Raw genomic sequence first — 20,136 nt, 5'->3', positions numbered from 1 at the left:
TTTACTAATTTACTAATTTATAGCTTAAGCATACTGATTAGTTTGAAAATTGAAAATGCTGTTTTGTTATATCGTTAGGTTCTAAAATGATAAGCATTTATAACTATTAGTTATGCGTTATGCTTAACAACATAGTGTCTAAATTTGGTTTAATCAACAAATTAATTCTATTTAATAATTTATTAATTTTATTTAATGATTTATTAATGTATCGCGTTGAGTCCACTCTATATATAGACCAAATACGATAGGTTAGTTCCTTGTTACTTATGTTATTTAGTGTTTGCTTCGCAATTTTAACCCATGTTGTTTGATAACAGGGTGTTATTTTTTCATTTTGTCGGATAGGTAACTAGATCTAGCTAACTGTTTGCTTTATTTTAGTGGTCACTGTATCCAACTTAGTTGATAGTGGCTAAAGCTAATTAGTCGATAAAGGACAATGTAATGAGTAATGTAGTAATTAGTGGTAGCGGTTTATTCACCCCTCCTGATGTAATTAGTAATGATGAATTAGTAACGAGCTTTAATTGCTACGTTGATAATTTTAATACAGATAATGCAGTTGCAATTGAAGCTGGCGAAATAACTGCGAAAGCGTATTCAAACAGTGAGTTTATTGAGAAAGCATCAGGTATTAAAAGTCGTTTTGTGATGAGCAAAGCGGGCATTTTAGATCCTGCGATCATGCGTCCGGTATTTCAACCGATTGCTGACGATGAACCTAGTATTACGGTACAAATGGCGTTAGTTGCCGCCAAACAAGCATTAGCTGCAGCCAATAAAGAAGCACAAGATATCGATTTAATTATTTTTGCAGCGTCTGGTTTCCAACGCGCGTATCCGGCAATGGCTGTTGAGTTGCAACACTTTCTTGGCGCTAACGGTTTTGCCTATGATATGAGTGTGGCGTGTTCATCGGCTACATTTGCTATTGCTAGTGCCATGGACGCGGTTAAGTCAGGACGTAGTAAAGCAGCGTTAGTGGTTAACCCTGAAATTTGTTCTGCGCATTTAAACTTTAAAGATCGTGACAGCCACTTCATTTTTGGTGACGTGTGTACAGCTGTCGTGATTGAAGATAAAGCCACAGCAACGAGTGAACATTGCTACGAGATCATTGATAGTAAGTTGTTTACCCAGTATTCAAATAATATCCGTAATAACCTCGGGTATTTAAGCCGCAGTGAAGGCGTTGATATCAATGCTGACTCAAGTTTCTTTATGCAAAATGGGCGCAAGGTATTCAAAGAAGTATTACCTACGGTTTATAACTTGATCATAGAACAGTTAAACGGCTTAAAGTTACAAACAGGTGACTTTAAACGTTTATGGTTACATCAAGCGAATATCAACATGAATAATTATTTAGCAAAGAAGCTATTGGGTCGTGATCCATCGGCTGCAGAAGCGCCTATTATTCTAGATGAGTATGCGAATACTGCATCGGCCGGCTCAATTATTGCCTTCCATTTACATCAAGACGGTGTGGAAAGTGGTGATCTCGCGTTAATCTGTTCGTTTGGCGCTGGTTACTCTGTGGGTTCTTTAGTACTAAAGCGCTGTTAATTCGTTAATTCGTTAATTCGTTACGAGTGATCGAGTAAACGATATCGTTGTCGCTATTAAAGAATATATGAAACAAAAAGACCCCGTTAATGAGTTAACGGGGTCTTTTATTTTAACGAACATCATCTCTATGCGTTGCAGTGTCTACTTATCGCCGTTATCAACCCACATTGCTGTTGCGCCACATACGGCAACAGGCATAACGATGAAATTAACTACGGGAATAGACTGACACAGTGCCACCATAGAGCCAAAACTTAACGACTGCATACGGTTTGATGATAGTTCGCTGCGCATCTCGTCAAAGCCAACTTTATTGTTATCAAAGGTATAATCGGCATATTGAATGGTCAACATCCACGCGGTAAAGATAAACCACAATACTGGCGCAACGGTCTGACCGACAACTGGAATGAAAAATAACAGCAGTAAACCAATGGCACGGGGAATGTAGTATTTTATCTTTTTAAGCTCGCGCGTCAGTACTCGGGGGATATCTAATATAATATCTTTAATGCTACTTTCTGGCATTGGCTTATTACTTAATAGCAGTTCGGTTTGTTCTGCTAATAGGCCATTAAACGGCGCGGCAATAATATTGGCAATAGCACCAAAAAAGAACCCGAACAATAGCAGTATAAGGATAAAGGCGAGGGGTTTGATGATATAAACTAACCAGCTTAACCAGTCTAGGCTTGCTTCTAATTGCAGTAGCCACACGTCAATTTGTTGAAATAAGAAATAGAAGCTAACCGAAAACAGCATGAGGTTAACTAATAGCGGGATCAATACAAAAGGTCTTAGCTTAGGTTGACGAATTAAGTCAAAACCTTGCAAGAAATATTGAAATCCCGATAACGATGGTTTTACTGAAAGCATATTCTATGGCGCCTTATGGGTGGTTTATGTAGCACAGCTTATCATGTGGTTACTGTGGTGCATCTATCATTGCACTAAAAGAGACCCCGATTGAGGTAAAAAGTGCAGTAAAAAGCAGCAGCTTTTCCATTCTGTTCAGACGAATCTTTAATATTACAGATACATCTGCTAAAGTTTTCTGGTTATTCTATATGCGTTGTTTGATATGTACCTTAAAAAGATCAAAATATCTGGCTTCAAGTCATTTGTTGATACTACAGAATTGATTTTTCCGCACGATATGACCGCTGTTGTCGGTCCTAATGGTTGTGGTAAATCAAATATTATTGATGCCGTACGCTGGGTGCTAGGCGAAAGCTCGGCCAAGCACTTGCGTGGTGATGCAATGTCTGACGTTATTTTTAACGGTTCAGTGGCGCGCTCTCCTGTCTCAAGAGCCAGTGTTGAACTGCTATTTGATAATGCTCAGCAACGTATTGATCATGCTTTATTACAATATAATGAAGTGTCTATTCGTCGTGAATTATACCGTGATGGTACCAATCAATATTACCTTAACGGTAAAAAATGTCGCCGTAAAGATGTGACTGAACTGTTTTTAGGCACAGGCTTAGGCCCACGCAGTTATGCGATTATCGAACAAGGCATGATCTCGCGTTTAATCGAGTCCAAACCCCATGAACTGCGCCACTTTATTGAAGAAGCCGCGGGCATTTCTAAATATAAAGAAAAACGTCGCGAAACTGAATTACGTATTAATCAAACTAAAGATAACCTAAATCGACTTGCTGACATTCGTATTGAATTGGGTGCGCAAATCGATAAGTTGAAGGTGCAGTCGGTTGTCGCGCAACAATTTAGATCGTTAAAGCAGCAGCAGCGAGAAGCGAAAAGCCGTCTTGGTTTAGTGCAGATATATGATGTAGAGCGTTCGATCAACCAGCTGACTCAGCAAAAATTAGTGTTAATGAGTGAGCAGGAAAAGTTTACAGCAACCGCCACTAAACTTCAGACTCAAATGACAGATTCTGATGTGCAGTTAAATGAATTAACGATACTTATTGAAAACCAGCAACAAGCGTTTTATTTACAAGGTACAGAGCTGACCAAGATAGAACAGAAAATACTGCATCATAAAGCGCGTAAGCAAGAGTCCGCCGGTAAACAACAAGAATATCTGCAGCAAAGTGAAAAGTTACAAATTTTACTGAAAGAAGAGCAAACCCAATTACAAGTGCATCAGCAGCAGGCGTCATTGACTGAGACTGACTATAATCGCATGACGGCCGAATTATTAGTGATTGAACAATCATTAGCATCTGCCACCATCAGTAGCGACCAAGCTATGGCACAGCATGCAGTCTACCTTGATAAGGTACAACGCTTTAGTAGTAAACTTGATGTATTGACCAATGCATTACAAAGTGCAGAATCAGTACTTAATAAAAGTAAGTTGCAACGCATTGATTTAAAAGAAGAACAGCAGCAGCTCGAGCTACGCAGCAAGCAAGTGCTTATCACGGATAAAACCACAGAGCAGCAGCAGTTACAGTCTCAAGAAACGCGCTTAGCCCATGAACTCGCTGGGTTGAATAATGGTTTTCAAGGGATTAACAAACAAGTTTCAGAACTTGAGGTTTATATTCAGAAAAACGTGACTGAACAAACTGAAATTAAAGCATCATTGAGTGTGATCACGGAGTTATTGCGTAAAGCGGAACATGCAGACCACGCGCATACTTGGTTAGAATGTAATTTCGAGTCAATACCGTTAAAATTATTACAACAGTTAGATGTAGAATCCGGTTGGGAAGCTGCAGTTGAGAAAGTGCTCGCAAATTGGCTTGATGCTTACTGCATTAGTGACGAGCAACTTGCACAATTTGATCTGGCTGAGTTACCTGCTTTACAATGGTTCAAACCGAGCCATTGTGTTGCACGCGCTGGTTCGTTAGCAAGTAAGGTTAAAAATAACCTATTTAATCGTCAGCTAAATCAAGTGACTTGTGTGGCAACAATTAATGATGCGCAAGCGGGTGCTGATAGCCATGGAGAGTACAGTTATATCACTGCCCACGGTGATTGGTTTACCGATGAAGGTGTATGGTTATCACAGCATGCGAAAGCTAATGTGTCTTCTGCGCAAGGCCGGATTGAAATGCAACTGCAAGCATCGCAGCAACAGGCGCGTTTACTTGTGATTGAAACAATGATTGCTACGCAGCATAATCAATTAACGGCGTTGTCGGTGACACAGGGTGATTACCAAGATCAGATAGATAAGGTTCAAGCTAATCTTACTTTAAAACAAAGTGAAGTATCACAATTAACGATAGAATTGGGCTTATTACTGCAACAGCAAGCACAATGGCAGCTTAATCACGACCAGTTAAATACACGTTTATCCACACTTGATAATTTATTGGCGATTGAAGCAGAAGAAGTACAGCGTTTTAATGAACAGATAATCTCGACTCAGGTGACGATTGAACAGCTTGCTAATGATGATGGTTTGATTCAAAAATCAGAAGCGGCAAAAGCAGATAAAGCGCGATTTTTACAAGAACAGAAGGTACTTGAAAAACAAGTACAGCAATTGCTTTTAGTTAAAACCAAGTTTACGGTCGAAATTGAGAAACAGCAGCAATTAATTGCTAAAACAGATTCTCAATATCAAACTATTTTACAAGATATTGCTGCATTAGGTGACAACTCATTATATGCTGAAAACTTGCAACAGTTAGAAACTGCGTGTGCGATTGCTGCAGAAAAACAAATTGCGATTGAAAATGATAATAGCCAAAAGAAAAAAACACGCGCTAAACTACTTAATGACAAGCGTGATGTTGAAGAAAAACGTGCTAGGATAATGGCAAGTGGCTTAAAAGTAAAAGATAAAGTACAGCAGCTTGATTTAAAACAAGCGAACAATAAAGCAAAAGAACAGCTATTATATCAACAGATTGCGGATGATAATGTGGATGTAGACACATTGAAACGTGAGTGTGTTAACATATTAACACTAAAAGAATATCAGCAGCAGCTAAAACAGTTTGAAGTACAGCTACAGAAGATTGGTGCTGTCAACCTTGCTGCTGTCGAAGAATATGAACAACAATCGCAGCGTAAGCAGTATTTAGACGAGCAAACCGATGACTTAGAAAAAGCCATTGCTACGTTAGAAGCCGCGATTGTTAAAATAGATAAGCAAACTCGGGCGCGTTTTGCGACTACGTTTGAAAAAATTAATGATGATTTTAAAATGTTATTTCCTAAAGTGTTTGGCGGTGGTGCGGCTTGGTTAGAGCTAACATCGAGCAACTTATTAGACACGGGAGTAACCATTATGGCGCGACCGCCAGGGAAAAAGAATGCACGAATTTCTTTACTTTCCGGTGGTGAAAAAGCATTAACGGCACTGTCGTTAGTCTTTGCTATATTTAGATTAAATCCAGCGCCATTTTGTATGCTAGATGAAGTTGATGCACCACTCGATGAATTAAATGTCGGGCGTTTTTGTAAACTGGTTCAGGAGATGTCAGAAACAGTACAATTTATTTATATTAGTCATAATAAGTTAGCCATGGAAATGGCTCAGCAATTAATAGGTGTGACCATGCATGAACCAGGGGTCTCTCGAATAGTCGCCGTCGATATTTCGGCAGCGGTTGAACTTACAGACAATTAACATTAAGAGATAGGCTGTTATGCAAGATTTGCGACTTGTTCTCATCATTCTAGGGTTTATTGCAATTGTTGCTTTAGTTACCCATGGCCTTTGGTCAAATAAAAAGAATCAAGTAAAACCATTAAAAGACAAACCATTAAGTAAAGTTGGCGCTAACGTTAAAGATAATCAAGGGTTTGACCTTGATGGTATTGGCGAAAAACGTGTTGTTACTCAGCCTGTTGAAGAGAACATCAGTGTGCCTAAAGCGCCAGTTGAACCAACGCCGATCACCGTTGAGAAAATTGAGCCTCAGTTTGGTGCATCGAAAGCAACGGAAGAGGCTACTGTGTTAACCGGATCGTTTACTGCCATGGATGTAGACACTCCTTCATCAAAGGGTGATACAGCGATGAATGATATCAGTTATGATGTTGTTGATACGCTAGAAACATCAGCGGCTGAAGTTAAATCAGAACCTGCGCTACAAGAGCAAGTGGTTGTTGAAAGTCAGACGCAAAACGAGCAGAACAATCTTGATAATAGCAGTGACGATAGCGCCGACAATACAAGTGCTAGCACTGCAACGGCACAAGAAAAACCAGTTGATGACACCGCTGATGAAGCGGTATTTGTGATTAATATTATGGCTCGTGAAGGCAAGCGTATTGCCGGTGCTGAATTGCTACAAGAATTATCAGCGCTTGGCTTTAAATTTGGCGCGATGAATATTTTTCACCGTCATGTTGATGCCGCCGGTAAAGGACCCGTTATCTTTAGTTTAGCTAACATGGTTAAACCGGGTGTTTTTGATATTGATGTAATGGAGCAATTTGAATCACCAGGTGTATCATTATTCATGATGTTCCCGTGTGCAGGTCAAGCATCTCACAATTACAACCTAATGCTAAATGCTGCAGAGCGTATTGCTGAAGGTGTTGATGGTTTATTAATGGATGGGTCACGTAACCCATTTACAGAAGAAGCCATTGAGCAAGAACAAGCGTTCATTCGCAAGTTAGAACATAAAGCATTAGCGAAATAAATAATGTTATCCAGATAAATGCCTCACTTCGGTGGGGCTTTTTTTGATCTTCGGAATTTTTTATCTTTGGAAGTAAAGATGACAGAACAAGTAAAACAAATTCAAACCTTAACACTGCAACTTGAAGAATATAATCACCAATATTACGTATTAGACAATCCCACCGTACCGGATGCGGAATATGACCGTTTATTACGTGAGCTAAAACAGCTCGAAATCGAGTTTCCTGAGCTTGCATTAGCCACATCACCAACCCAAAAAGTGGGTGGTGAAGCGCTTACTGGATTTAGCCAGATTCAGCATGAAATGCCAATGTTGTCATTGGATAATGTGTTTTCTGAAGAAGAGCTGTTAGCGTTCGAAAAGCGTTTACAAGATCGTTTATTAACGAAAACAGAGATCAAGTTTAGCTGTGAGCCAAAACTTGACGGCCTAGCGGTGAGCATTCTGTATGAAAATGGTAATTTTGTGCGTGCAGCCACCCGTGGTGATGGACAAATTGGTGAAGACATTTCTGAAAATGTAAAAACCATCAAATCAATCCCATTACGCTTACGTGGTGATGACTTTCCTGAACGTTTAGAAGTACGTGGCGAAGTCTTTATGCCAAAAGCAGGTTTTGAGCAATTGAATATCAATGCCAAAAAGAAAGGTGAAAAGACCTTTGTTAATCCACGTAATGCCGCTGCAGGTAGTTTACGTCAGCTTGACCCGAAAATTGCCGCAAGCCGTCCGTTAGCTTTTAATGCCTATTCATTAGGTGTCGTGGAAGGAGAGGTTGAAGGTAAAGGCTTATCAAATTCGCATGCCGAAAATTTACAAAAATTGAAGCAATGGGGTTTACCTGTTTGTGCAGATGTAACGGTTGCTATGGGTTATCAAGGCTGCTTAGACTTCTATGAACAGATTGGTAAGCGCCGTGATTCACTGTCGTATGACATTGATGGTGTCGTGTATAAAGTCGATGATTTAGCCCTACAGAAAACATTGGGTTTTGTTGCGCGAGCACCACGTTGGGCCACGTCACATAAGTTTCCTGCGCAAGAAGAGATAACGACATTATTGGATGTTGAATTCCAAGTTGGCCGTACTGGCGCAATCACACCGGTCGCACGTCTAGAACCTGTGTTTGTTGGTGGTGTGACAGTAAGTAATGCCACACTACATAACTCTGATGAAATTGCCCGTTTAGGTATTAAAATTAAAGATCAGGTGATCATTCGCCGTGCGGGTGATGTTATTCCGCAGGTTGCGCGTGTGATGCTAGAGCGCCGCCCTGATGATGCCCAAGATATCGTATTCCCGGCAACGTGCCCTGTGTGTGATTCAGAAGTAGAGCGTATCGAAGGTGAAGCAACAGTGCGTTGTACCGCTGGTCTGTATTGTGGTGCACAACGTAAAGAAGCGATTAAACATTTTGCATCGCGTAAAGCGCTAAACGTTGATGGTTTGGGTGACAAGCTTGTTGAGCAATTGGTTGATGCTGATTTAATTAAAACCCCTGCCGACCTATTTACCGTGACTTTTGGGAAGTTAACCCTGTTAGATCGCATGGGGCCAAAGAAAGCGACTAACTTATTAGAAGCATTAAAAGTAGCAAAACACACCACGTTAGCCAAGTTCTTATATTCACTGGGTATCCGTGAAGTAGGGGAAGCGACAGCGGCTAACTTAGCCAATGATTTGTTAACTTTAGACGCAATCAAAAAAGCCTCTGTAGAACGTTTAATTCTGATTTCGGATGTCGGTGATATTGTTGCTAAACACATTTACTACTTCTTCCGTGAAGCGCATAACCTTGAAGTGATTGACCAGCTAATTGAAGCGGGCATGAGCTGGGATGATGTTGCGGTTAAAGAAGAAAGTCAGCAACCCTTGTTAGGCACTATTTATGTGATCACCGGAACGTTAGTGAATATCTCTCGTGCCGAGGCTAAAACACGGTTACAAGATTTAGGCGCAAAAGTGGCTGGTAGTGTGTCGAAGAAAACGACGGCGTTAGTGGCAGGTCCTGCAGCAGGTTCTAAGCTCACTAAAGCGCAAGAGTTAGACATAGATATTCTGACTGAAGATGATTTACTGGCACTCTTAGCTACACATAGTTAATTAATAGTGGTACATCGTTCGTTAATGATAGTTCGCTGTTGTTAGTTTTATCTTTAGTGGTAAAATGCGCAGCATCATGTGCTTAACCTGCTAGTAGGTTAAGCGAATCAAATAATGTAAAAGGTATTGTGAGACTTATGACTGTTAAGACTCGTTTTGCACCTAGCCCAACTGGCTACTTGCACGTAGGCGGCGCACGTACAGCGCTTTATTCTTGGTTACATGCAAAAAGCCAAGGTGGTGAATTTGTATTACGTATCGAAGATACTGATATAGAGCGTTCTACTCAAGAAGCGGTTGACGCGATCTTAGAAGGCATGAAATGGGCTGGTCTGGATTGGGATGAAGGTCCTTATTTCCAAACGCAACGTTTCGATCGTTACAATGAGTTAGTTGATCAACTAGTTTCTGAAGACAAAGCATACAAATGTTATTGTTCACGTGAACGTCTTGATGAATTACGTGAAAAGCAAATGGCTGCCAAAGAAAACCCACGTTACGATGGTAAATGTAGCCATGGTGACATTGAAGACACCGGTGCTGATTACGTTGTACGTTTCCGCAATCCGAAAGAAGGTTCTGTTATCGTTGATGACAAGATCCGTGGCAAAGTTGAATTTGCTAACACTGAGCTAGATGATCTGATCATCCGCCGTACTGATGGTTCACCAACTTACAACTTCTGTGTTGTTGTTGATGACTGGGATATGGGCATTACTAATGTTGTTCGTGGTGAAGATCATCTAAACAATACGCCACGTCAAATTAACATCTTAAAAGCACTTGGCGCACCAGTACCTGAATACGCACACGTTGCAATGATTTTAGGTGATGACGGCGCTAAACTGTCTAAGCGTCATGGCGCTGTTGGCGTTATGCAATATCGTGATGATGGTTACCTGCCTGAAGCACTACTAAACTACTTAGTTCGTCTGGGCTGGTCACATGGCGATCAAGAAATCTTCAGTACTGAAGAAATGATCAAATTGTTTAGCCTAGATGCAGTAAACAAAGCGCCATCAGCGTTTAATACTGAGAAGCTACAATGGGTAAATCAGCATTACATTAAGACACTAGCACCTGAATATGTTGCAACTCACCTTGAGTGGCACATGGCAGATCAAGGCATTGATACAACCAATGGCCCTGAGCTAGCTGAGATTGTTAAAGTACTTGCTGAACGTGCTAAAACGTTAAAAGAACTTGCTGCATCTAGCCGTTATTTCTTTGAAGACTATGCTGAATTTGATGCAACTGCGGCGAAGAAACATTTACGCCCAGTAGCAAAAGAAGCATTAGTTAAAGTGCAAGAGAAGTTAGCTGCGATTACAGATTGGAGCGATGCTGAAGTTCTACACGCTGCTATTAACGAAACAGCGACTGAACTTGAAGTTGGCATGGGTAAAGTAGGTATGCCACTACGTGTTGCTATCACTGGTGCCGGTCAATCTCCGTCATTAGATGTAACGCTAAAGCTTATCGGTAAAGAACGCAGCCTTGCTGGCATCGACAAAGCGTTAGCATTTATTGCTGCACGTGAAAACGCCTAAGGGTGTGTAAATAATATACTTTCTGTCGTTTGATGTTGATTTTTAAATTATAGATATTGACAGTTAAACGGCAGATGCATATTATTCTCTGCAGTAGCGAACGCTGCTGTAGAAATGGGGCCATAGCTCAGTTGGGAGAGCGCGACACTGGCAGTGTCGAGGTCATCGGTTCGATCCCGTTTGGCTCCACCATTTCTGCTTCAAACATTATTTTCAAAATACCATCTTCAAAATACCTTATTTCAAATCATAGTTATATTCACTGCATTTAATTCCTTGTTTAGCATGCGATTGTAAATATTCACAATCTAATATTATTAGTGTTTTAACCTTGTTAAGGTTATATTCATCAATCACGTCGTAGAATACTGGCGACTATTAGCGCCCAGTAGCACCTTAATGAGTAACTATGAAACTAATTTTAAACGAAAATAGCCAGATGCGTAATGTGGGGATGATAGCCGCTGTGATCATTATTCTCGGTGGTATCAAAATAGCCACGCCGATTATCATTCCATTTTTGCTTGCTGTGTTTATTGCTATTATTTGTAATCCGTTGGTCAATGTGATCACTCGTTGCCGTATCCCTCGTGCAATAGCCATTTTTATGGTGTTGATTGTAGCTATCTTGATTGGTCTGACGATCACCAGTGTCATCGGTTCGAGTGTACAACAACTAACGAGTAATATTGGTGATTATCAAAGCCAAATTAGAGGACATTATGGCGAGCTAGTCATATTCTTAAATAAATACAATATTCAAATATCATCAGACACCTTATTGGAATACTTCAATCCAGGCACCGCTGTTACTATGGTTTCTAGCATGGTGAGTAGTTTGTCTGGGGTGATGGCCAATATCTTCCTGATCTTATTAACTGTAGTCTTTATGTTGTTTGAAGGTGATGTATTACCGAAGAAACTACATTTAATGTTTAAAGACCCTGACTTCAAATTAGCGCAGCTAGACAAGTTCTTAGATTCGGTGAACAAGTACGTAGCGATCAAAACGCTAGTTAGTATGGCGACGGGTATGTCTGTTGGTTTAATGTTGTTTATAATGGATGTGGATTTCTATCTTCTGTGGGGATTGATTGCATTCCTACTTAACTACGTACCTAATATCGGTTCTTTAATTGCCGCAGTACCGGCAGTGATTCTAACGACTTTACAGCTAGGTCTACCACAAGCTGGTGCAGTCGCTGCTGGCTATGTCACAATTAATTTGATCATGGGTAACGTTATAGAACCGCGTTTCATGGGAAAAGGACTGGGGTTATCAACCTTGATTGTTTTCTTATCATTAATCTTCTGGGGTTGGTTACTTGGCCTTGTTGGTATGCTACTCGCAGTACCGCTAACAATGATTGTTAAAATTGGCTTAGAAACCATTAATGATCAGAACTGGATGTCGATACTGATCAGTAGTGATGTTGATGTGAAAAAATAACCGATCCGCTTGATCGCATTTTAGTGCTAATCAAGTATAATGCGGTGAATTGAATAAAGGGATGTACAGTGTGCATCCCTTTTTATTTTGTAAAATTAATTAAGGTGAACAAGATTGTGACTGTTGCTATGTCTGAGGCTGATGTGAAATTGCCGCTTGAATTTATTGATTTTTCTGCTGCAGCAGAAGATGCTTGTCGCTTGTTCCATGGTCGTGGCCATACGTATGCTGGTTTTGAACACATGAACATCGATTGGTTACCACCAGTTGCACTTATCACGCTATACAAAGAAGAAGAAAACGATTACTTATTATTGTTAGCAGAATCGCTTCAAGCACAACTTGGTGAGCAATGTAAAACTGTACTCGTGCAATTCCGTTGTCGTGAACGTGCCCCAACAGCCTTGTTCCTTGGCGAAGAATGTCACCGTACCGAAATCACTGAAAATGGTATGACTTTCAATCTCGAATTTGGTCGTGCGCAAAACACGGGGTTATTTCTTGATATGGCGAATGGCCGTCAATGGGTGAAAGAACACGCAGAAAATGCCAATGTATTAAACTTGTTTTCATATACTTGTGCTTTCTCTGTTGCCGCTTTAGCGGGTGGCGCAGACAAGGTGATGAACGTTGATCTTAGCCGTACCTCATTAACCATGGGTCGTGATAATCACCGCAGTAATGGTCATGATCTTAAGCGGGTTAAATTTGAAGGCGTTGATATCTTTAAATCATATGGTCGCTTGCGTAAGCACGGTCCTTATGACCTGTTGATCTCGGATCCACCGTCATTCCAAAAAGGCAGTGTTGATATTAAACGTGACTACAGCAAGATCATTAAGCGTATCCCACAGTTGATGAAACCGGGTGGTAAAGTGATGTTATGTTTAAATGCTCCTGAGCTTGGTGAACAGTTCTTATTTGATAATGTAGCAGAGCATTGCCCTGATTGTGTGTTTCAAGAACAACTTGCGCCGCCAGCTGTATTTAAAGAAGCAGAAGTGGGTAAAGGTCTTAAAGTACTAATCTTTATTTACTCGCCTAAAGCAGAATAGTTGCAATGATGGAGTGATTGTTAAAGTCACTCCTATCACTGTATAAACAGAGTCTGTTAAGTTATTTCCTAGCCAACTCCTTTTCTTGTCAATTCATTGATGTGCTGATATTAGCGTCAAAATCCCTCTATATTACTTTTTGATATAACTTATATTAAGTTGTTCTATTTTGTTTATTTTTGTTCAGTTTTAGTCACCTCCTTGTATTTGAGGTAATGGTTCCTTTGTTATTTCGTTAGTTTACTTTCATATGAAGAGCTGATAATCAAAATGTTGATAAATAATTACAAAATAGATTTATTGACCATGATCAAACTTTTCATCCAGATCAAGAAATATTGCAGACTGAAAATGCTGTGTTACGATTAATACATGAGCTGAGCAAAGGGTTGTTCGGAGAAGTGTGATAAGCAGGTTATCGATTATCGACATATTTAACGATGTACTATTTGGTACAAGTAAGGTGGTTATGATGGACTATAATGAAAACGATTTATCGTATTATCAACTTCAAGACGAATTACAACAAGAATTAGAAGCGGAATTACGCAAACAACTTGAAGATGAGTCAGGCGTAAACTAATCAGCTCAGACTGAATAGTTAACGATATATACTGATGATAAAGAAGCCTCGTTTGAGGCTTTTTTTATGTCTGTTAAATACATCATGGCGTATTTAACAATATAAATTTTTAGTTATTTGTATTGAAAACATGACATCGACGGTTAACTTTTTTTCGACTCACACGTTATACACGAATATGTCCGTATTATGTATATATCCCCTTAGCATTACTCCTGTTGTGCATAACTTTAAGCATAAAAACGCGGTTGTGGACTAAATTAGGCATATGATTGGATTATCCTACCAATAATAGGTATTTTAATCAGGTTATCCACAGATTCTGTGGATAACCATGTGTGTTAACTGGGGTTTACATTTTAAGTGGTTGTATTTAAAGAGTTTTAGCTCTGATTTTTAATGTGTATTCAAAAATCAAGGAAAAATTAGAAATTAAATACAACTAAGGACTGGCTTTTTTAGTTGTTTTTGTTATATAAAATAACGTCCTCAGAAGCGCTGAGCACGTTATTTTTTATTTGAGACTAAGACGTTAATTCCTTAATTTTAATGGCTGTAATCGCGATTTTGTAGATATGTTGATACACAAGCTTAAAAGAGGATTTTGATGAACTAAAACCTCACTTTGTTTAACTATTATGTAGCTATTACGTAACTGTTATTTACAATAGTTGTGCGAAGTTTATTTGATTTCGTATGCGGTATTGATGTTGACCACTTAATGGCAAAAGCGTATCTGCAGGCGCTAGAGAGGCACTGAATTTACCGTCAGCGTTAATTAATCTAAGATAAGCGAATGTAGCGGGAGGGGATGTATAAATACCATTCTCAATATTAACCTTGCCAGTATAGGTTTGGGAAATTGACCAGTATGGATATACCAAACACCAGTAAAGTGTAAGTTATGAACCGAGCTTTAATTGCAAGGACTTGCTCGAGGGTGAGCGGTTTCCCTATTGTGATAGGGTGTTGCTGGTGTACACGATAAAATATACCGATATAGGTGACTAATAATAAGATTAAATGGGTAACAATGCTCACTGATGACATAGGCGTTTCTTTTACTGTTAAATACGTATTAAAAATAGCAATAAAGTGAATTTAGGCATTTTTCTTAGAGGATGGGGCTGGAAACTGTGAGCGAGCTTGTTGTTATGGAGATTAAGGCGTGATGTATATATCATTTCGTCGCTATTATTTGATAACGATAGCGACGTTTATTTTTCTATCAGCTTCTTGCCTATATTTTAGAGTCGGCTGCTGACTCAGATGGAGTACAGGTGCCACCTGGAGAGATATAACATGTTTTGGTTGTTGTCGTGCAACCTTGGAGTGCAATACTTACTAATATCGTTATGATCAGCTTCTTCATGTTTACCTCATCTCTATATGCTATTAATATATAACAAAAGTTAGGTTATCATGCTGCCATTTTTTTGTGTATGAAATTCAGTGTCATTACTTAATTAATCGTTTTAAACGTATTATCTACTTAAATATTGGTATATATTGCTATTTTTAATTGCATTCAGTCATTTAAATTTAGTTTACGGAATTCCGTAAATACACCGTTATAAGGAGTATTGCTTTAAATGGATTCACCAGAATTATCTATTCTATTATTAAACCTAATTATTATTTTAGTGGCGTACCTTTCTATCTATCCGAAGTTAGCTGGTGACAGCTTGAACAAAATTTCAGTTTATGACCTTTTTGTTTCAGCTTTTTCTTTGCTAGTCGTTGGCCTGCATTATTGGGGTAGTGGTCATGAATTCAATTTGTTCATTATGAATATTAATTGGGTTTGGTTTACGCTCATTACTTATGGCTTAATCGAAATACCTATTTTAATTTGGTACATTAAAAAGCAGAAAGTTTAAGCTAATAAACAGGGTTCGTAACGCTAGCGATCATCACAATCGGCTTTTCCTCCTATTAGTGACTTGCATCCCATATCTACAAAGTATTAGAGATAAGAATTTAAATTAGAATCGCGCGAAAGAGGGATGACTAAGACAGTGCAAGATTATCCATCTATAATTACTGAGTAAAATCGCTATAAAAGGCTAAAATGAGGTTTAGGGGGCATTTTGAGCTGAGTGGTATTGCACATTGTCACCTTTGTGTTCAATCGGTCGTATATGGACGATTTAGTCGATAGAGCAAAAAGCTCTTACTAAAAAAATTCTCAACCGATAGACGCCGAACAACTTATTAGATGTTTTTCAAAACTTTAAATAGGTGTATTGTTAACTGCCTACACGTTAAAAATAAATAATGTAACTGTATAAAACAAAACTGCCACTTAAGGATGCCTTATGAAAGTAATAGTAGAGTTTATAGTAACAGGTCAATATAAAGATAGAGTATGGGAACCTTCATTCCATGGAGAGAAAGGGAGTGTTCGCGCGCTATCACCGTCTTATGCTGCACGGTTAATAAATGAATCTAAAGCAAAACTTTATATCAACGAAGAAGGTAAACCTGAAGTCGAGCAATAATCTAGACAATAACTCTAATAAGGTTTTGTCCAAAAATAAGATAGAACAGACTAACTTAGGCAACCAAATTAGTCTGTTTCACATCTAGCTCAAATCCAAAAGTCACATCTTCTGCCCAGTCCAAACCACACGTCCAATAAGTGTAAGTTCTTCACCGTCCAATTGCGATTTAGTGATCTCCTTCTGCCAATAACCCAACGCCTGCTGATGCTGAAATTTCGTAGTAGGGGTGGGCGATCAAAAAAGGCTCCCGAGGGAGGCTTTTACACACCCGCTGTAATAGGCTTTCCCTGCTATTACAAGGCTTTAGGTTGGCAGTGTCGAGCAGTAAATAGCACCTAAACATACTAATTGGGTCATAATGTGGACACTGGATTAAATTCCATTGCTTCGTTTAGGTAGTCTGGTGCAAGGTGTGCGTAAGTCATGGTTTGCGTTATTGTTGAATGTCCCAGGATCTTCTGTAGCGTTAAAATATTGCCGCCATTCATCATAAAGTGGCTAGCAAAAGTATGCCGTAAAACATGCGCAGCCTGACCCTTTGGCAAGTCAAACTCTTGTTCCTTCAGTACACTGTAAAATTTAGCGTAAGATCCCTTGAATAACCGACTACTTTTCCCATGATGGATTTCACCCATTAACTTACTGGTAATTGGCACCGTTCTATTCCTACCATTTTTGGTATCACTAAACGTCACTCGACCATGCACAATATCACTGCCTCTTAGGTCTGCAGCTTCAGTCCAACGCGCACCAGTTGATAAACATAGTTTAGCAATATGTAACTCATCACCACTTAGGCTGTTTAGTAACTGCTTTATTTCCGGCTTACTCAAGAATCCCATTTCGGATACACGTTCTTTTAACTTGCTTAGCCCTTTAAGTGGGTGCTGATTATGAAATTCTTCAGCTTTGATCAATGCGGTAAACACACTGCTTAATCGCGTTTGGTTACGATTGATGGTTGTTGCCTTTTTACCTTCGGCCATTTTGAGTGCGCGATATTGCGTAAAACACTGTCGCGTTACTTGGTCTGCCCTTGGGTGGCCTAAGTCGGAATCGAGAGCTACTAGGTGCTTAAGCTCTTTTTTACCAGTCTTAAGCTGTTGGCCGTGGTAATGATACCAAAGATGTATCAGCTCGAGCAGGGGGCGCTTATCAGCTGTTTTCTCAACCCAGTTTTTCTGATTCTGAGTCGACAACAGCCAGCGTTCGTACTTCTGTGCTTCACCTTTGGTTGTAAACTTCTTTCTGTAGCGTTTACCGTTTCGCCCCTGTGGGCGGCAATCGACTTCATAACCGTTAGTGATTGGTTTAATGGACATTGAGTAACTCTTAATAAGACTGTTTTTTTATACAGGTAGTAATCGTATCATAGGATTTAAATCTGTTGGGTTCAATGTTTGTTCATCGTAAGTAAATACACGAATTAAAAAATGTATAAATCGAAGTTTGTGAAAAGGGATGTTAACGGTTATTTATACCTAACTGGAAATATTTATGTTTAATGGAAAAGTTGAAATGGAATATTTTTATAAAATGTGATTAATATTTTAGTAAAGTACTAAGAATGTTCCAAACAAACAGTTTATGTTGTCATGAAAAATTTAAATCAATATACTCATTCACATAGCTAGTATCTATATAACTGACAATATAACGCGTTCCCCCTTGAAGTAACTAATCAATCAACTTATAAAACAATCTGAATTTATAGTTGGTTAATATCACTATAAATTATTAAAAGGCACAAAATGAAAGATCGTTTAATCGTAGAACAACAAGAACAGCTACAACAAGAAAAGCTACAACAAGAAAAGCTACAACAAGAAAAGCTACAACAAGAAAAGCTACAACAAGAAAAGCTACAACAAGAAAAGCTACAACAAGAAAAGCTACAACAAGAAAAGCTACAACAAGAAAAGCTACAACAAGAAAAGCTACAACAAGAACAGCTACAACAAGAAAAGCTACAACAAGAACAGCTACAACAAGAAAAGCTACAACAAGAACAGGTACAACGACAGCAACGACATGAACAGCTACAAGAACAGCTACAACGACAACAACGACAAGAACAAGACCAAGAACAACGACAACGACAACTAAAACAAGAATATTACATTCAGATGAATGAAAGGCGTCAACGTAAACGAATCGTCATGATTGTTTTACCTTTGATTTTGGGTTTAGTCCTAATAAATATGAGTGATATATTTGAAGCATTTTCAAATATTAACAGTACCATATATAAAATTTTCGGGTTGGGCTTATCCTCTGTATCAGCTATTTCGATATTGATGACTTATCTACAAACGGGTTTTAAAAAACAAGATATTAGTACTGGGGGTTATAAAGAATATGAAAGTGAATTAGCTCGTCTGCGTGATAAAATTGAGCACCATTCATTTACTGTTGATCCTGATTTAGAAGTTGTCAAAAATGAAATTGTAGCCCTACGGGAAGAGCTTAATCAAAGTACTTCAAAAAATGATATTATGACTGTAGAGGAGCGAGACGAACTTGTTTCATTGTTAAGAGAAGAGATAGTTAAAAATTCAATAAGCAAGGCTTCAGCTGACGTTCTAAAACAACTGGAAGAAAAAGTTAAAAACACTGAGCATTTAAAAGAAGTTGAAAATGTTTTTAAAAACACACTTAAGCGTATCTACTCTGAAATCGATTCATTAAGTAGAAGAGGTAATTTAAATCTTAGCTTGGGTATAACGACCACAATTATTGGGTTAACGATACTTGGATATTTTGTTGTTGAAATTGATTCGATTCCTGAAGATAAACTCGCATTTATTGCTCACTTTATACCTCGTTTATCATTAGTTTTGTTAATTGAAATTTTTGCATATTTTTTTCTAAAATTATATAAATCTAGTTTGTCAGAAATTAAGTATTTCCAAAATGAAATGACTAATGTGGAAGCCAAGCTAGTCGCTATAAAGTGCTCAATAATTACGGAGGATACAAAATCTACATCAGCTGTAATATTGGAATTATCTAGAACTGAAAGAAATGCAGTACTAGAAAAGGGCCAGACTACAGCCGAAATAGAAAAATCAAAAATAGAGCAGCAGAATATAGCAACGATTACCAATAAAGTATCTAATCTACTTGGGTCAAATAACAAATCGGCCAAATAGATTTTACGTAAAATAATGGTTGGCTCTTACTTCGATATTATCGCTAACCATTATTTTTATTTTGGAGTTTAATTTGATTTTCAAGAAGACCCATTGATTTTATATTTCATTTAAAGCTATTACACATCTAGTGTTAAGTAGCAATGGCCGCCAATATTAGTCTTCGTTAACTGAATGTAGTTTAGAGCAAAAGATTAAGACGTTCCGATTAAAAAATAAGAACCGTTTCGGTGTTCTAAACCCCAAAATAAACTTCTCTCAACAAAATAGGCATAGTTACAAGATAAAATATGCCTATTATCATCGAAGTAGAAAAAGCCCAGCGCATATAAAACAGTTTCAATCTAGTCTTATCAATTTTCATACTCAGTTCTATTCGTTCAAAACCATAAGTAACAAAATAAATACCTACATGCGTAATGAATAATGTTGCCATAAGTCCGTTCAATATTAGTTCAGTCATACTTTTATTTTAGTCGTGGAGGATACTTTAAAGTTAGCCCCTGAATGATGCTTGGCAAAAATATTGAGTACTTTGGTTTTAAGTTGTGAGTCAGTTTACGGCCATTAATATTC

12 protein-coding genes and 1 tRNA gene are annotated in these 20,136 nt (G+C 38.6%); 11 read left to right on the top strand and 2 right to left on the bottom strand.

All coding sequences use genetic code 11. From position 1 onward, the window contains the following. Positions 1–447 precede the first annotated feature (447 nt). Entirely contained in the window at positions 448–1,569 is a 1,122-nt protein-coding gene (locus HWV01_RS16200) for a beta-ketoacyl-ACP synthase III (protein WP_211672523.1), read from the top strand. A 144-nt stretch (positions 1,570–1,713) separates the two neighbouring features. Here the strand turns inward: HWV01_RS16200 and cysZ are convergent, their stop codons facing one another. Then, positions 1,714–2,448 carry a sulfate transporter CysZ gene (gene cysZ, locus HWV01_RS16195; protein WP_211672522.1) on the bottom strand — a complete coding sequence of 245 codons (735 nt, stop codon included), beginning with the start codon at positions 2,446–2,448 and terminating at the stop codon, positions 1,714–1,716. Positions 2,449–2,653: 205 nt separating this feature from the next. Between cysZ and smc the strand changes: the two genes are divergently transcribed. From smc to HWV01_RS16150, 9 genes are all read left to right on the top strand, one after another. Then, entirely contained in the window at positions 2,654–6,136 is a 3,483-nt protein-coding gene (gene smc / locus HWV01_RS16190) for a chromosome segregation protein SMC (protein ID WP_211672521.1), read from the top strand. Between the two features lie 19 nt (positions 6,137–6,155). Continuing rightward, positions 6,156–7,160: a cell division protein ZipA gene (gene zipA / locus HWV01_RS16185; protein WP_211672520.1), complete on the top strand. Its 1,005-nt coding sequence runs from the start codon at positions 6,156–6,158 to the stop codon at positions 7,158–7,160. A gap of 78 nt (positions 7,161–7,238) precedes the next feature. Further along, positions 7,239–9,266, top strand: coding sequence for an NAD-dependent DNA ligase LigA (gene ligA, locus HWV01_RS16180; RefSeq protein WP_211672519.1), 2,028 nt, complete (start codon positions 7,239–7,241; stop codon positions 9,264–9,266). Between the two features lie 137 nt (positions 9,267–9,403). Further along, positions 9,404–10,816, top strand: a complete 1,413-nt coding sequence (gene gltX / locus HWV01_RS16175; RefSeq protein ID WP_211672518.1) for a glutamate--tRNA ligase — start codon at positions 9,404–9,406, stop codon at positions 10,814–10,816. Between the two features lie 116 nt (positions 10,817–10,932). Next, positions 10,933–11,008: transfer RNA gene (locus HWV01_RS16170), tRNA-Ala, on the top strand. A 217-nt stretch (positions 11,009–11,225) separates the two neighbouring features. Next, entirely contained in the window at positions 11,226–12,266 is a 1,041-nt protein-coding gene (locus tag HWV01_RS16165; protein ID WP_211672517.1) for an AI-2E family transporter, read from the top strand. Positions 12,267–12,382: 116 nt separating this feature from the next. Next, positions 12,383–13,321, top strand: coding sequence for a class I SAM-dependent methyltransferase (locus HWV01_RS16160; RefSeq protein WP_211672516.1), 939 nt, complete (start codon positions 12,383–12,385; stop codon positions 13,319–13,321). Between the two features lie 2,175 nt (positions 13,322–15,496). Further along, positions 15,497–15,784 (top strand): hypothetical protein, encoded by a 288-nt coding sequence (locus tag HWV01_RS16155; RefSeq protein ID WP_211672515.1) that lies wholly within the window; start codon positions 15,497–15,499, stop codon positions 15,782–15,784. 438 nt (positions 15,785–16,222) lie between these two features. Continuing rightward, complete coding sequence (locus HWV01_RS16150; RefSeq protein WP_211672514.1) at positions 16,223–16,405, top strand: hypothetical protein; 183 nt, start codon at positions 16,223–16,225, stop codon at positions 16,403–16,405. A gap of 356 nt (positions 16,406–16,761) precedes the next feature. Here the strand turns inward: HWV01_RS16150 and HWV01_RS16145 are convergent, their stop codons facing one another. Further along, positions 16,762–17,730: a tyrosine-type recombinase/integrase gene (locus HWV01_RS16145; protein ID WP_211672513.1), complete on the bottom strand. Its 969-nt coding sequence runs from the start codon at positions 17,728–17,730 to the stop codon at positions 16,762–16,764. A 429-nt stretch (positions 17,731–18,159) separates the two neighbouring features. On the opposite strand from HWV01_RS16145, the gene HWV01_RS16140 reads away from it, so the two are divergent. Beyond that, entirely contained in the window at positions 18,160–19,560 is a 1,401-nt protein-coding gene (locus HWV01_RS16140; RefSeq protein WP_211672512.1) for a hypothetical protein, read from the top strand. Positions 19,561–20,136 lie beyond the last annotated feature (576 nt).

Origin of the sequence: Moritella sp. 5 (genome assembly GCF_018219455.1) — a bacterium.
Classification (GTDB): domain Bacteria; phylum Pseudomonadota; class Gammaproteobacteria; order Enterobacterales; family Moritellaceae; genus Moritella.
This window is presented reverse-complemented; position numbering and strand designations above follow the sequence as displayed.

Coding starts and splice junctions, on each gene's coding strand:
- HWV01_RS16140 (WP_211672512.1), top strand. CDS start 18,160: ATGAAAGATCGTTTAATCGTAGAACAACAAGAACAGCTACAACAAGAA.
- HWV01_RS16145 (WP_211672513.1), bottom strand. CDS start 17,730: ATGTCCATTAAACCAATCACTAACGGTTATGAAGTCGATTGCCGCCCA.
- HWV01_RS16165 (WP_211672517.1), top strand. CDS start 11,226: ATGAAACTAATTTTAAACGAAAATAGCCAGATGCGTAATGTGGGGATG.
- HWV01_RS16200 (WP_211672523.1), top strand. CDS start 448: ATGAGTAATGTAGTAATTAGTGGTAGCGGTTTATTCACCCCTCCTGAT.
- HWV01_RS16150 (WP_211672514.1), top strand. CDS start 16,223: ATGAAAGTAATAGTAGAGTTTATAGTAACAGGTCAATATAAAGATAGA.
- HWV01_RS16155 (WP_211672515.1), top strand. CDS start 15,497: ATGGATTCACCAGAATTATCTATTCTATTATTAAACCTAATTATTATT.
- gltX (WP_211672518.1), top strand. CDS start 9,404: ATGACTGTTAAGACTCGTTTTGCACCTAGCCCAACTGGCTACTTGCAC.
- ligA (WP_211672519.1), top strand. CDS start 7,239: ATGACAGAACAAGTAAAACAAATTCAAACCTTAACACTGCAACTTGAA.
- cysZ (WP_211672522.1), bottom strand. CDS start 2,448: ATGCTTTCAGTAAAACCATCGTTATCGGGATTTCAATATTTCTTGCAA.
- zipA (WP_211672520.1), top strand. CDS start 6,156: ATGCAAGATTTGCGACTTGTTCTCATCATTCTAGGGTTTATTGCAATT.
- smc (WP_211672521.1), top strand. CDS start 2,654: ATGTACCTTAAAAAGATCAAAATATCTGGCTTCAAGTCATTTGTTGAT.